General features: G+C 72.6%; 13 protein-coding genes. 8 read left to right on the top strand and 5 right to left on the bottom strand.

All coding sequences use genetic code 11. The annotated features are described in order from the left end of the window. Positions 1-49: 49 nt before the first annotated feature. The 4 genes from H181DRAFT_RS25985 to H181DRAFT_RS25970 form a co-directional block, all read right to left on the bottom strand. Positions 50-742 carry a demethylmenaquinone methyltransferase gene (locus H181DRAFT_RS25985; RefSeq protein WP_045866867.1) on the bottom strand — a complete coding sequence of 231 codons (693 nt, stop codon included), beginning with the start codon at positions 740-742 and terminating at the stop codon, positions 50-52. Positions 743-829: 87 nt separating this feature from the next. Beyond that, positions 830-2,026 carry a cyclic dehypoxanthinyl futalosine synthase gene (gene mqnC / locus H181DRAFT_RS25980; protein ID WP_045866866.1) on the bottom strand — a complete coding sequence of 399 codons (1,197 nt, stop codon included), beginning with the start codon at positions 2,024-2,026 and terminating at the stop codon, positions 830-832. 64 nt (positions 2,027-2,090) lie between these two features. Further along, complete coding sequence (locus tag H181DRAFT_RS25975; RefSeq protein ID WP_045866865.1) at positions 2,091-3,992, bottom strand: serine/threonine-protein kinase; 1,902 nt, start codon at positions 3,990-3,992, stop codon at positions 2,091-2,093. A 192-nt stretch (positions 3,993-4,184) separates the two neighbouring features. Continuing rightward, positions 4,185-5,051, bottom strand: a complete 867-nt coding sequence (locus H181DRAFT_RS25970; protein WP_074468054.1) for a menaquinone biosynthetic enzyme MqnA/MqnD family protein — start codon at positions 5,049-5,051, stop codon at positions 4,185-4,187. A gap of 289 nt (positions 5,052-5,340) precedes the next feature. Between H181DRAFT_RS25970 and H181DRAFT_RS25965 the strand changes: the two genes are divergently transcribed. Beyond that, the gene (locus tag H181DRAFT_RS25965; RefSeq protein WP_028432886.1) at positions 5,341-5,544 is read left to right on the top strand and encodes a cold-shock protein; all 204 of its coding nucleotides are present in this window, start codon (positions 5,341-5,343) and stop codon (positions 5,542-5,544) included. Positions 5,545-5,927: 383 nt separating this feature from the next. Continuing rightward, positions 5,928-6,716 carry a hypothetical protein gene (locus H181DRAFT_RS25960; protein WP_045866864.1) on the top strand — a complete coding sequence of 263 codons (789 nt, stop codon included), beginning with the start codon at positions 5,928-5,930 and terminating at the stop codon, positions 6,714-6,716. Between the two features lie 72 nt (positions 6,717-6,788). Here H181DRAFT_RS25960 and H181DRAFT_RS25955 read toward each other — a convergent pair whose 3' ends face one another. After that, complete coding sequence (locus H181DRAFT_RS25955; RefSeq protein ID WP_045866863.1) at positions 6,789-7,241, bottom strand: hypothetical protein; 453 nt, start codon at positions 7,239-7,241, stop codon at positions 6,789-6,791. Between the two features lie 279 nt (positions 7,242-7,520). Between H181DRAFT_RS25955 and H181DRAFT_RS25950 the strand changes: the two genes are divergently transcribed. The 6 genes from H181DRAFT_RS25950 (at position 7,521) to H181DRAFT_RS29575 (ending at position 13,255) form a co-directional block, all read left to right on the top strand. Continuing rightward, the gene (locus H181DRAFT_RS25950) at positions 7,521-8,468 is read left to right on the top strand and encodes a TetR/AcrR family transcriptional regulator (protein WP_045866862.1); all 948 of its coding nucleotides are present in this window, start codon (positions 7,521-7,523) and stop codon (positions 8,466-8,468) included. A gap of 150 nt (positions 8,469-8,618) precedes the next feature. Then, positions 8,619-9,512 carry a beta-keto acid cleavage family enzyme gene (locus H181DRAFT_RS25945; protein WP_045866861.1) on the top strand — a complete coding sequence of 298 codons (894 nt, stop codon included), beginning with the start codon at positions 8,619-8,621 and terminating at the stop codon, positions 9,510-9,512. Between the two features lie 150 nt (positions 9,513-9,662). Then, positions 9,663-10,706 (top strand): 3-hydroxyacyl-CoA dehydrogenase NAD-binding domain-containing protein, encoded by a 1,044-nt coding sequence (locus tag H181DRAFT_RS25940; protein WP_074468053.1) that lies wholly within the window; start codon positions 9,663-9,665, stop codon positions 10,704-10,706. After that, positions 10,703-11,212, top strand: a complete 510-nt coding sequence (locus H181DRAFT_RS25935; RefSeq protein WP_045866859.1) for a thioesterase family protein — start codon at positions 10,703-10,705, stop codon at positions 11,210-11,212. The genes H181DRAFT_RS25940 and H181DRAFT_RS25935 overlap by 4 nt, the downstream gene beginning before the upstream one ends. A gap of 239 nt (positions 11,213-11,451) precedes the next feature. Beyond that, a complete protein-coding gene (locus H181DRAFT_RS25930) occupies positions 11,452-12,402 on the top strand; it encodes a TauD/TfdA dioxygenase family protein (protein WP_045866858.1) in 951 nt (316 codons plus the stop codon). Between the two features lie 142 nt (positions 12,403-12,544). After that, complete coding sequence (locus H181DRAFT_RS29575; RefSeq protein ID WP_052708740.1) at positions 12,545-13,255, top strand: ankyrin repeat domain-containing protein; 711 nt, start codon at positions 12,545-12,547, stop codon at positions 13,253-13,255. Positions 13,256-13,392: the final 137 nt, after the last annotated feature.

Raw genomic sequence — 13,392 nt, 5'->3', positions numbered from 1 at the left:
CCTCCGACCGGCGCGCCACGGGGAGTTCACCGACTCCGGACGACACGTCCTACGGGCGCACGCCGCGGTGCAGGGCGACCACGCCGCCCGACAGGTTCCGCCAGGCAACCTTCGCCCAGCCGGCCTTCTGCAGTCGCCCCGCCAGCGCGGGCTGGTCCGGCCACTCGCGGATGGACTCGGCGAGGTAGACGTAGGCGTCGGGGCTGGAGGAGACCGCCCGCGCCACGGGCGGCAGCGCCCGCATCAGGTACTCGGTGTAGACCGTGCGGAACGGCGCCCAAGTCGGGTGGCTGAACTCGCAGATGACGACCCTGCCGCCCGGCGCGGTGACGCGCAGCATCTCCCGCAGGGCGGCGTCGGTGTCCTGCACGTTGCGCAGTCCGAAGGAGATGGTCACGGCGTCGAACACGCCGTCACGGAACGGGAGCCGGGTCGCGTCCCCGGCGGTGAACGGCATCCAGGGGAGCCGCTTCTTGCCTTCGGAGAGCATGCCGAGGCTGAAGTCGCAGGGCACCGCGTAGGCGCCGCCCTCGACGAACGGCTGGGACGAGGTGCCCGTCCCCGCGGCGAGGTCCAGCACGCGCTCGCCCGGGCGCGCGTCGACGGCGCGGGCGACGGCCTTTCGCCACAGCCGCGCCTGCCCGAGGGAGAGCACGTCGTTGGTGATGTCGTAGCGCGCCGCGACGTCGTCGAACATCGCGGCGACTTCGTGCGGCTGCTTGTCGAGGGATGCGCGGGTCACCCGCTCATTGTCCCCCTCGTGTCACGGACCCGTCGCGCGGGGGCACCACCCCGCGCGACCGGCCCGCACGACCGGCCCGCACGAGGGCTACTTGGCCTCGATGAGGTTGAGCTCCGGGTGGGCGCTGCCGCCCTCGATCGCGGTCGAGGAGAAGTGCGAGACCACGCGGTCGTCCGACGGGTCGTCCGCCGGGTCCTCGTGCACGACGAGGTGCTCGTACGTCGTGCTCCGCTGGGCCGGCACACGGTCCGCGGAACGGATGAGTTCGAGCAGCTCCATGCGGTTGGAGCGGTGCTTCGCGCCCGCCGAGGAGACCACGTTCTCCTCCAGCATCACCGAGCCCAGGTCGTCGGCGCCGTAGTGCAGCGAGAGCTGGCCGACCTCCTTGCCGGTCGTCAGCCAGGAGCCCTGGATGTGGGCGACGTTGTCGAGGAAGAGCCGCGCGATGGCGATCATGCGCAGGTACTCGAAGAGCGTCGCCTGCGTCCGGCCCTTCAGGTGGTTGTTCTCCGGCTGGTAGGTGTACGGGATGAAGGCGCGGAAGCCTCCCGTGCGGTCCTGCACGTCGCGGATCATCCGCAGGTGCTCGATCCGCTCGGCGTTGGTCTCGCCGGTGCCCATCAGCATCGTCGACGTGGACTCCACGCCGAGGTTGTGCGCCGTCTCCATGATCTCCAGCCAGCGCTCGCCGGACTCCTTGAGCGGGGCGATCGCCTTCCGCGCCCGGGCGGGCAGGAGTTCGGCGCCGGCGCCCGCGAACGAGTCCAGCCCGGCGGCGTGGATGCGGCGGATCGCCTCTTCCGGAGTGACACCCGAGATGCGTGCCATGTGCTCGACCTCGGACGCGCCGAGCGAGTGGATGACGAGCTGCGGGAACTGCTTCTTGATGGCCGCGAAGTGCTCTTCGTAGTACTCCACGCCGTAGTCCGGGTGGTGGCCGCCCTGGAACATGATCTGGGTGCCGCCCAGTTCGACCGTCTCCGCGCAGCGCCGCAGGATGTCGTCCAGGTCCCGCGTCCACACGTCGTCGCTCTTCGGCGAGGCGTAGAAGGCGCAGAACTTGCAGGCCGTGACGCAGGAGTTGGTGTAGTTGATGTTCCGCTCGATGATGTACGTCGCGATGTGCTCCGTGCCCTCGTAGCGGCGGCGGCGGACGGCGTCGGCGGCGGAGCCGAGGGCGTGCAGCGGAGCCGAGCGGTAGAGGTCGAGCGCTTCCTCGGGGGTGATGCGGGCGCCCTCGGCGGCACGGTCGAGTACGGACTGACGGTCGGCGGTCTCAGGCACCGGGGGCGTCCCTCCGAAGGTGGCGGTTCGGTTTTCCCTGACCCGGCCAGCCTACGCCAGGGCCTCATTCCACCTTCCGGAGCGTCGCCTCGGCCCCGGGCTCCCCCGGGCCGGACGCGCGCGAGGTGTAGCGGAGCGTCCCGTCGTCGCGAAGGGTGAACTCGACGGGCCGGCCGTCGGCGCACACGCCCGGGCCGTCCGGCGCGGAGGGCGTCATCCGCAGGGTGCCGTCGCCGACCGCGTCGAGTTCGTAGTCCGCGTCGCACGCGGTGCCGTCCTCGACGGGGCCGCCGTGGGCCGCTTCCCGGCCGGCGGCCCCCTCTTCGAAGGTGATCCGCATGGTGCCGCCGGACTCGCCGTCCGCGAAGACCAACCGGCCCTGCCAGGTGCCGGCGAAGCCGGCCGGCACCTCCTCCTTGCGGCTGTCCCCGGCGTGCGAGTCGCTGGGCGGGCCGGGAGCCCCGGCGTCGCCCCCGCCGCCGGGAAGGAACTGGAAGAAGTACGTGCCGAGCAGGGCGACCGCCAGCAGGCACGCGACCGTCAGGACGAGGCTGCAACTGACCTGGCGCCTGCTCCGCTCCGCGCTGGCGGTCAGCGCGATGCCGGGTCGGGCGGGCGGCGCGGCCGGGACGCCTCCGCCGGACGCGGCGCCGTCGGGGGCACCGCCGTTCGCCTCCCCCGGCTGCACGCCCGCCGCCGCGGGCGCCTCCGCCGGACGGGAGGGCGCGGGCTGCCAGGAGGGCCAGGACCGCTCGGGCACGCCCGGCCGGTCCGGCTGCCCCGGCGCCTCCTCTCCGTCCCCTCCGTACGAGCCGCCTGCGGCGTACGGGGTGTCCGGGGCGTCCGCGGCGTCCGGGCGCCCAGCCGTCGCCGGGGGCTGCTGCGGCTGCCGCGTGGGAAGCGGGGTCTCGGACGGGGTCGTGAAGGGGACGGGCCCGGACTCGGGGCCGGTGCCGGCCGGGCCGCCGCCGCTCCCCTCGCCTCCCGCGGGACCGGCGGTGAAACCACCGCCCTGCTCGGACGGTTCGAGGTCGAGGAGCTCGATCACGCGTCGGCTGATCTGCTCCACGATCGGAGCGGGCAGCCAGCCGTCGCGCATCATCGTCCCGGCGGTACCGGCCGCGTCCTCGCCCGCCGGCAGCTCGGCGAGCCGGGCGGGCGACGGGCGGCGCCCCGGGTCCTTCTCCAGGCAGGACGCGGCGATCTCCCGCAACTCCCCGCTCAGAGAGCCGAGTTCGGGCTCCTCGTGGACGACCTTGTAGAGCAGCACCGCCGAGCTGTCTCCACGGAACGGCGCCTCGCCCGTCGCCGCGTACACCAGCACGGCGCCCAGCGAGAAGACGTCCGAGGCCGGGCCCGTCTCCTCGCCCAGCACCTGCTCGGGCGACATGTAGCCGGGCGAACCGATCGAGGCGCCCGTCGACGTGATCGACGCGGTGCCCGCCGTCGCACGCGCGATGCCGAAGTCGATCAGCCGGGGCCCGCCGGGCGTGAGCATGACGTTGGACGGCTTGACGTCCCTGTGCACCAGGCCCAGCCCGTGCACGTGACGCAGCGCCTCCGCGAGGCCGCCGCCGAGAATCCGCACCGACCGCTCCGGCAACGGCCCGTGCTCGCCGACGGCCTGCTGCACCGACGGGCCCGCGACGTAGCCCGTCGCGATCCACGGGGTGGAGGCGCCGGGGTCCGCGTCCAGCACGGGAGCGGTCCACTGGGCGGCCGGACTGTCCGCGCCGCCGGACGACGGCGGGGCCGTGCCCACGCGCCGCGCGGACGCCACCTCACGGCGGAAGCGCCTGCGGAACTGCTCGTCGGTGGCGTAATGGGGGTGCACGACCTTCACCGCGACCGTCCGGCCGCTCGGCGAACGGCCCAGGTAGACCCGGCCCATGCCCCCGGCGCCGAGGCGGCGCAGCAGCCGGTACGGCCCGACCGTGCGCGGATCGTCAGGCTCGAGCGGCTGCATCCGGATCCCCCCGCCGTGTGACTGCCGGACTCAGCTTAGAGCCCGGCCTGACGGGCGGCCACGGCGCGAGGGAGCGGGCCGCGGGCGGGGCGGCCGGCGCGCGGCGGCGCGGTCAGGCCGGGGCGGTCAGGTCGGGGCGGTCAGGTCGGGGCGGTCAGGTCGGAGCCGGGGGGCGCGACGGAACGGAGCCGTTCAGGCCGGGTCGTGCAGCAGCTCGACCCGTACGTCCCCGGGATAGTCGCCCGTGCCGGCGGTGCGCCGGACGAACTCCTCGACGCCCTTCAGCTGCTGCCTCCCCAGACGGAAGTCGAGCGTCGTGAAGTACCGCTCCAGCACGGGCGGTTCGAAGACCTCCCAGCGCGCGGCGTGCTCGGCGACCTTCGCGACCTCCTCCAGGGCCAGGTCCCGCGAGGCGAGGAAGGCGCGGTGCACGTCCCGCACGGTCTCCGGGAAGCACGCGAGGTAGTCGCGGCGGACCGCCCAGACCGCCATGACGAACGGCAGGCCGGTCCACTCCTTCCACAACTGGCCGAGGTCGTGGACCTCCAGACCGGGGTCGGGCAGGTTCCGCAGGTACGCGCGGAGACCGACGTCGCCGATCACCACGGCGGCGTCCGCCTCCCGCATCATGAGGCCGAGGTCGGGCTCGCAGCTGAAGTACTCGGGCCGGACGCCGAAGCGTTCCGAGAGCAGCAGGCGGGCCAGGCGTACCGACGTGCGTGACGTGGAGCCCAGTGCGACCTTCGCGCCGTCCAGCTGGTCCAGGGGCACGCGCGAGACGATCTCGCACGACATCACCGGCCCGTCGCAGCCGACCGCGATATCCGGCAGCGCCACGAGCTCGCCGGCATTCTTGAGGAATTCGACCAGGGTGACGGGTCCGATATCGAGATCCCCGTTCACCAACTGGTCGCTCAGCTTTTCGGGGGTGTCCCGCGTCAGCTCCAGATCGAGCAGGGAGCCGGTGTGAACAAGGCCCCAGTAGAGGGGCAGGCAGTTGAGGAACTGGATGTGCCCGACGCGGGGGCGGGATCTCGGAAGCCTCGGCAGTGCAGTCACACCCCGGAGCGTACGCCGCCCTCTCCACGGGCACCGAGGCGCCCGCAGGGCGGGGCGCCCGGCACGGGCCCGCAGCGGGGCCCAGAAGGGGGAACGGGCAGCGCACGGGCGAGATCGTCGGCTCTTCCCCGGCACCAGGGCACCGTGCTAGGCTCGCCGCAAGTTGCAGTTTGGTTTCCCTTGCAGTACAGAGCCTGCGGAGCATGTGACCGCGGGCTCTCGTCGTTTTCAGAGACTTCTTAGCGGGGTTCTGGGAGCAGGGCGACCCTTATAGGCCCAAGGAGGGCTTATGGCTACCGGAACCGTGAAGTGGTTCAACGCTGAAAAGGGCTTTGGCTTCATCGCCCAGGACGGCGGCGGTCCCGATGTCTTCGTCCACTACTCCGCGATCAACGCGACTGGTTTCCGCTCCCTCGAGGAGAACCAGCTCGTGAGCTTCGACGTGACCCAGGGTCCGAAGGGGCCTCAGGCGGAGAACGTCACGCCTCAGTGACCTGAGTCGCACCACCCAAGGAGCCCTCGCCGGCCGTGCCGGCGGGGGCTCCTGCCTGTGCCGCCCGGACGTCCGCGAGCAGGCCGCATCTGATTCGCCGGAAATCGCTTGGTATATGCGGTGAGTCCCCGTCACTGCTTTGTCAGGTACTGCTAAGTCGCATGCGCTGAGGGGTCGTGGAGGCCCTGCGAGAAGTAGTGTCTGTGGGTCCGACAGCGGTAGCGGCCAGTGGGGAACCGCTCGAAACCTGCAGGAGTCTGCGCATGCCGACCACATGCCCGCACTGTGGCACCACATCGCCCGCAACGGCTGATGCCTGCACGGGATGCGGACGTGATCTCTACCGGCTCTCGAATCCCGCTGCCGCCCCCGATCACAATTCCGTGCCCTCGCTCTGGCTGAACCTGCGCCCCAACCGCCCCTGGATGTGGATCACCACGGGGGCCGTGCTCCTGCTCGTCGGCGCGGGCGCGACGACCGGCCTCATGCTCAAGCACGGCGGGGACGAGGGCCCGGCCGAGGAGCGGATATCCCAGCACAAGGTGCCCGGGCCGGACATCAAGATCGACCCGTCGCCGTCGAAGTCCCCCAAGAAGGAGAAGACGGGGAAGCCTCTCTCCGCGTCCTCTTCGCCGCCGGGGTCGGCCAAGCCCGAACCCACGAAGAGCAAGCCGCCGGGCAAGCCGTCCGACGGTCTTCCCGCCGGGTTCCGGCGCGTGAACGACGAGATGGGCTTCAGCCTCGCCGTGATGGACGGGTGGCAGCGCAGGTCGCTCAGCGAGACGCACGTGGACTACGTGCCGCCGACCGGCCAGGAGGTCCTCCGCATCGGGGAGTCGGCCAATGCCGGGGCCTCCTCCGCCGACACCTTCGCCCAGGCCGAGCAGCAGCTCGCCAGCAACGACCCGACCTACCAGCGGATCCGACTGGAGAGCAACACCTTCCAGGGACGCCCGGGCGCCATCTGGGAGTTCAAGTGGACGACGGGCTCCGGCCAGGTCATGCACGCCACTGACCAGGCGTACATCGCCGCCGACGGCACCGAGTACACGATCTACTTCGAGGCGCGCGACCGCCTCTGGGACGAGAAGAACCAGGTGTTCACCACCGCGCTGAACACCTGGAAGGAGCAGGCGAACGGCGTCGCCGGCGCCGCGGCCGAGGACCGCTGACCTTCCCACGGGCCAGCCGCCCCCGGCCGCTACGCGGTCGCACGTCCGCCGGGCCGTGCGACCGCGGGCGGGTTACTTGCGCGTCCCGCAGTTCGAGCCGGAGTTGAAGTACTCCTCGTCACCGATGACGCCCGCCCACTCGATGCAGTGGCCGGCGCCCTCGTCGACGAAGACCGGGCCCGCGTAGGACGTGAACTCGCCCTCCTCGACGACGGGAACCGTCTCCTCGTCGTCCAGGAGCACACGCACGGAGGCCGACATGTACACCGGGTCCCCCGTCTCGTTCCGCACCGTGACGACGCAGTTCTTCCCCGTCGACTTGTTGTAGGTGAGGAAGACGGTGCCCAGGTCGGCGATCCCCGCCTGGTTCACGACGCTGTAGCCCGAGCCGCAGGCCCCGTTGTACGCGGCCCTGGGCGCGGCGCTGCCGGCCGTGGCCGCGGAGGCGGTCCCGGCCGTGGCGATGAGCCCCGTACCGGCGACGGCCGCGACGGCGGCCGCCATGGCGACACTCTTCGAACGCATCACTGTTCCCCCAGTCATGTCGTTGTCGGTGGCCGATGGTCGGTCGGCCACGGGCCCGTGGACGGTGCCGCGGACCCGACAGAGGAGACCGGCGAGCCCCCGCCGGGGTTGTACGGGATTCAGGCGTAAGTGACGGGCAATCAGACGCGCCCCTCGGGGAACCGGGCCGCGCATCGTGCTGACTGATCTCTCAGTCAGAGTCTCAACATCGCTCGGGCCAGCACAGTTTTCAGCACCGAATGTTGCGTTTTCCTCAACACCCGCGTAGCGTCCCCCGGCATGGAGCACGAACCGGGAACCCGCGTCGCGGTCTCCGCCGGAGCCGGGGAGGACGTGGCGGAGCGAGTACGCCGCGTGATCCGCGAAGCGGGCCGCAGCCAGCGGGAGTTCGCGCGCCGGATCGTCATGGACCCGTCGAAGCTCTCCCGTTCGCTGAGCGGCAGCCGCCGCTTCACCGTCGCCGAACTGGCCCGGATCGCGGACGAGGGCGGAGTCGACGCCGCCTGGCTCCTGGGCTCCGCCGCGGCGTCCGGTACGGGCACGGCCTGGCCGGAAGCGGGAGTGCCCGCGGCCCGCGCCCGTACCCGGTCCGGCGGCACACCCGAAGGCGGTCGTCCGCTGCAGATCGTGCGGGAGACGGTGCGGCTCATTGCGGAGCGCGGCTTCCACTCCGTCCGCGTCGCGGACATCGCCGAGGCCTGTGCCACCAGCACGGCCGCCATCCACTACCACTTCCCCGGACGTGCCGAACTCCTCGAAGCGGCCGTGCGCTGGTGCATGGACGAGGACACCGCGCGGCGCGCGGCACGCACCGCCGAGGCGGCCGACGCGGCAGGCGAACTCCGCCAGCTGATCGAGCTGCAGACGCCACGGACCGAGCAGCAGCGCGTGCAGTGGCGCGTGTGGCTCGACCTGTGGGCGGAGGCGGCGCGCTCGACAGCCGTCGGGCGGCTGCACGTCGAGTACTACCGGCAGTGGCGTACGACCGTCGCGGACGTCATCCGCCGCGGCATCGCCCAGGGCGTCTTCCGGGACGTCGACCCGGAGTTCAGCGCGCTGCACCTCACCGCGCTGATCGACGGACTCGCGGCGCAGGTCCTGGCCGCGGCGGGGGCCGACAGCGAGACGGCCCAGGCGGCGGCCGGTGCACAGGGCACGGACGCCGGGGAGATGCGGGCCGCTCTGCTCGCACACGTAGAGGCCCTGCTCGCCGTGGACGGCGAGTAGGCGCCGCCCGCCGGCCACGCGAACCCCGGCACCACCGCGACCCCGGCACCGACCGGCCCGACGCACCGTTCGCCCCGCACCCGCACACCCGCACACCCGCACACCCGCACACCGACGCATCCGACGATCCCTACGAGCGGAGGAACCGCCATGCCCATGAACGACTCCGTCATCATCACCTGCGCGCTCACCGGTGCCGGTGACACGGTCGGCAGGAGCCCGCACGTCCCCGTGACGCCCGAGCAGATCGCCCGCTCCGCCGTCGAGGCCGCCGAAGCCGGCGCGGCGGTCGTGCACGTCCACGTACGGGAGCCCGGCAGCGGGGCCCCGTCCCGCGACCCGCGCTACTACCGCGAGGTCGTCGAGCGGATCAAGGAGACGGGCACCGACGTCGTCATCAACCTCACCGCCGGGATGGGCGGCGACCTCGTCATCGACCCCGACGAACCCCTGAAGCACCTGCCGGGGACCGACCTGGTGGGCGGCATCGAGCGGCTTCCGCACGTGGAGGAGCTGCTGCCCGACATCTGCACGCTCGACTGCGGGTCCCTCAACTTCGGCGAGGGAAGCAACCTCTACGTCTCCACGCCCGACATGCTGCGCGCGGGGGCCAAGCGCATCCAGGAGCTGGGCGTGCGGCCGGAGTTGGAGATCTTCGACACGGGCCAGCTCTGGTTCGCCAAGCAGCTTCTCGACGAGGGCCTGCTCGACGACCCCACCGTCTTCCAGCTGTGCATGGGCATCCCGTGGGGTGCGCCCGCCGAGCCGGGAGTGCTGAAGTCCATGGTCGACTTCCTGCCGCCGGGGGCGCAGTGGGCGAGCTTCGCTCTCGGACGGATGCAGATGCCGTGGGTGGCGCAGTCGATCCTGCTCGGCGGCAACGTCCGGGTCGGCCTGGAGGACAACCTGTACCTCAGCAAGGGGGTCAAGGCCACGAACGGCCAGCTGGTCGAACGTGCCGTCCAGATCACCGAGTTGCTGGGCGCGAAGGTCGCGACGCCCGACCAGGCACGCGAGCGGCTGGGGCTGCGGGCCCGCCGCTGACGCGTCCCGGCGCCCCGCGTCCGGCCCGCGCGCCGCCGGCCCCGTGCCACCTCGCCCTGGCCGCCCCTGCCCCGACCCGTACCCGCGTCCCGCGACCCGCGACCCGCAAGAGAACCGGTCTCCGCACCCGACCCCGAGGACACCGCCGGCATGACAGCCACACCTGAACCCGCACCCGTACCCCGCCCCGGCCCGGGCCCCGAACCCGAAGCCGGCTCCCCGCCCCCCGCTCCCTGCCCGCCCGGAGAGGTCCGCCGCGTCGCCTGCGTCGGCGCCGGAGTGATCGGCGGCGGCTGGGTGGCGCACTTCCTGGCCCGCGGCTACGACGTCACGGCGTGGGACCCCGCCCCCGACGCGGAGGAGAAGCTGCGCCGCCTCGTCGACGCTGCCTGGCCCGCGCTGCGCCGGCTCGGCCTCCACCCGTCGGCCTCGCCCGACCGGCTGACGGTCCTGCCCACTCTCGAAGAGGCCGTCGCCGACGCGGAGTTCGTGCAGGAGAGCGCCCCGGAGAAGCTGGAGCTCAAGCGTTCCCTGCTGGCCCGCATCGACGCCGCCGCACCCGGAGGCGTCGTCATCGCCTCGTCCACGTCCGGCTACCCGATGACGGACATGCAGGGCGAGGCCGCCGACCCGGGCCGCCTCCTCGTCGGGCACCCCTTCAACCCGCCCTACCTGATCCCGCTCGTCGAGGTCGTGGGCGGCGAGCTGACGCGGCCCGGCGCCGTCGAATGGGCGTCGCGCTTCTACGAGGCCGCCGGCAAGTCCGTCATCACCATGGAGCGCGAGCTGCCCGGCTTCATCGCCAACCGCCTCCAGGAGGCCCTGTGGCGCGAGGCCCTGCACATGGTCGCCAACGGCGAGGCGACCGTGCAGGAGATCGACGACTCGATCACCGAAGGCCCCGGTCTGCGCTGGGCGTTCATGGGCCCGTGCCTGACCTTCGCCCTCGCCGGCGGGGAGGGCGGCATGGCCCACATGCTGGACCATTTCGGCCCGTCGCTGAAGTCGCCGTGGACGCGGCTGGAGGCGCCCGAGCTGGACGCGTCGTTGCGCGACGCCATGGTCGAGGGCTGCGACGCGGCCGCCGCCGGGCGCTCGGCGGCGCAGCTCGTCGCGGAACGCGACCAGGGCGTGATCGACGTGCTCCGTGCCACCGGACGACTCCCCCGGTCCGCGGGCGGTGAGAGGCCGTGAGCGGGGACCGCACGGGACTGCCGGACCACCGGGCGGTCGTCGTGCCGGAGTGGATCGACTACAACGGCCATATGAGCGAGGCGTTCTACGTCCTCGTCTTCGGCCACGCCACGGACGCCCTGATGCCCGAGGTCGGACTCGACGAGGCCTACCGCGGGCGCAGCGGCTGCTCGCTCTACACGGCCGAGGCGCATGTGCGCTATCTCCGGGAGGTGCCGGAGGGCGCCGGACTCACGGTGCGTACGCGGGTCCTCGGCGTGGACGCGAAGAAGTGCCGCCTCGTGCACGAGATGTACGCGGCCGGGCCCGCCGGCCGCGGCGGTGCCTCTGGCGGCTCCGCGGGCGGCTCCGCGGTCGCGACGACCGAACTGCTGATGATCCACGTCGACCAGGGGGCGGGCCGTGCCGCGCCGTTCCCCGAGCCGGTGCGCGAGTGTCTGGCGTCCCTCGTGGAGGCGGCTCCGGAGTGGGCGGGCCGCTCGATCGGGCCCGTTCCCAGAGGCTGACGAGCGGGCGGCGGGCCGGCGGTCGGACCGTCCGGCCCGCCGCCGCGTTCACATCCCGGACCGGCGTTGACGCCGGCCGTCACCCCGGGCTATCAATACGGGCATGATCCGTCACACCTCCTGTCCGCTGGGCCGCCAGGTCGTCCCGTGGCGGCGCGGGTGTGAGCGGTCCGGTCTGTAGCACGGCGCTCCGAGCGCCCCAAGGACCGTCGACCGACCGCGACCTCGAAGGATCACCCATGACCGCCGTCACCCCGGACACCCCTGTCTCCAGCCGCCCCGCCCTCCGTGAGGCCCGCGTCCCCGCGGACGGCATGTACGAGGGCCGCCGCACGCTGCGCCGGCTCCCCGAGGGCGTCGAGGAGCGCCCCTACGAACTCTTCGGACTCGTCCCGCAGGGACGCGTCATCGGTGCCGAGATCCACGGCGTCGACCTCTCACGGCCGCTGTCCGCCGCGCTCCGCGAGGAGCTGGACAGGGCGCTGCTGGAGTGGAAGGTGCTCTTCTTCCGCGGCCAGTCGCTCACGTCCGCGCAGCAGCGTGACTTCGCCGCCAACTGGGGCGAGCTGGAGACCAATCCGCTGCTCGCGCGCGGCTCCTCCGAGGAAGTCGTCCGCTTCGACAAGGGCGCCGGAGGCACCCCGACGTTCGAGAACGTGTGGCACGCGGACGTCACCTTCCGCGAACGCCCCGCCCTGGGTGCCGTGTTGCAGCTTCACGAGGTTCCCCCGTCCGGTGGCGACACCATGTGGGCCGACATGGCGGCCGCGTACGACAACCTGCCGGAGACGGTGAAGGCCCGCATCGACGGCGCGTGGGCGGTGCACGACTTCATCCCCGGCTTCGCGCGCTTCTACGGCCCGGAGAAGCTGATCCCGCTCCAGGAGGAGTTCCCGCCGGTGCAGCACCCCGTGGTGCGCCGGCACCCCGGGACGGGCCGCCGGATGCTCTTCGTCAACACCTCCTTCACCACGCACATCGTGGGGATGGAGCGCGAGGAGAGCGACCGGCTGCTGAGCTACCTCGTGCGGCAGGCCCACGTGCCGGAGTACCAGGTGCGCTTCCGCTGGCAGGCCGGCGACGTCGCTTTCTGGGACAACCGCGCCACGCAGCACTACGCCGTGGACGACTACGCCCCGCACCGCCGCGTCGCGGAACGCGTCGCCATCGCGGGCGACCGGCCCTTCTGAGGCGCCGGGGTCCAACTCCCGCCGGTGGGGGCCGGGTTCATCCGCCCTGCCCCCGCCGGCGCCCCCACGGGCCGATGCGCGCGGGGCCGCTGTCGGTCCCCGCCGTTAACGTGGCGTCCTGCCGACCGAAGGGGACCGCCGCATGCACAGCCTCGCCCGGACAGCCCGCCGCGGGACGTACGAGGAGTTCCTCAGCCGCTACGAGCCCGGAGCGGCGGCCCGCGCGGCGGACTCCACGGGACGCACCCTGCTGCACGCCGCGCTCGCGAACGGAGACCTCCACGCCCGCGTCGCCATCGCGGACCGGCTGCTCGACGACGGCGCCGACGCCGCCGCCCTGTCGGGTGCCGAGGGGTTCACGACTCTGCACGTCCTGCTGGGCCGCGGGAAGCACGACTTCCCGCGCGAAGCCCCGCTGCTGGAGCGGCTGCTCGACGGCGGGGCCGACGTGAACAGGGCAGTGGACAGGTTCGGCACGCCGCTCCACACCGTCGCCCGGCAGTTCGCGTTCACCGATGCCTCCCTCGCGCCCTTCTACGACGTCCTGTTCGCCCGCCCGGACCTCTGGGGCGTGTCTCAACGTCCCGTCCGGGCCGCGGTGCCTGGCACGCACGCTGGCTGCGTTGTCGGTCGTCGGCGCAGCCCGCTGCGCTCTCCTCCCTCCGCCTTGCGATCGCACGCACCAGACGCCGCGTCCCCCGGCCTACGGCCGGACGACGCTACTTTGAGACACGCCCTGGACCTCGCGGGTGCGGACGGCCGTCCCCCGTACCTCGACGTGGCGCGGCGGATGCTTCCCCTCCGGGCGGGGCTCGTGGCGCGCATCGAGGAGTACCTGGGCGTCGACCGCTGAACTGCGGGCCGCCGCCGGGCCGGTGCGAGCTGTGCTCCTGGTGACAAGCCGGGGGAGAAGTCACGCGCGACCCCTGGCGAAGGTACTGACCCGTCAGTACCTTCCTCTCAACGAGCCCAGCACTTCTGATCGTTGGG

The sequence above is a fragment of the Streptomyces sp. WMMB 714 genome (genome assembly GCF_900090125.1).
GTDB classification, from domain to species: domain Bacteria; phylum Actinomycetota; class Actinomycetes; order Streptomycetales; family Streptomycetaceae; genus Streptomyces; species Streptomyces daqingensis.
Note: the sequence above shows the minus strand (reverse complement) of the source record. Positions and strands in the feature narration are given on the sequence as shown.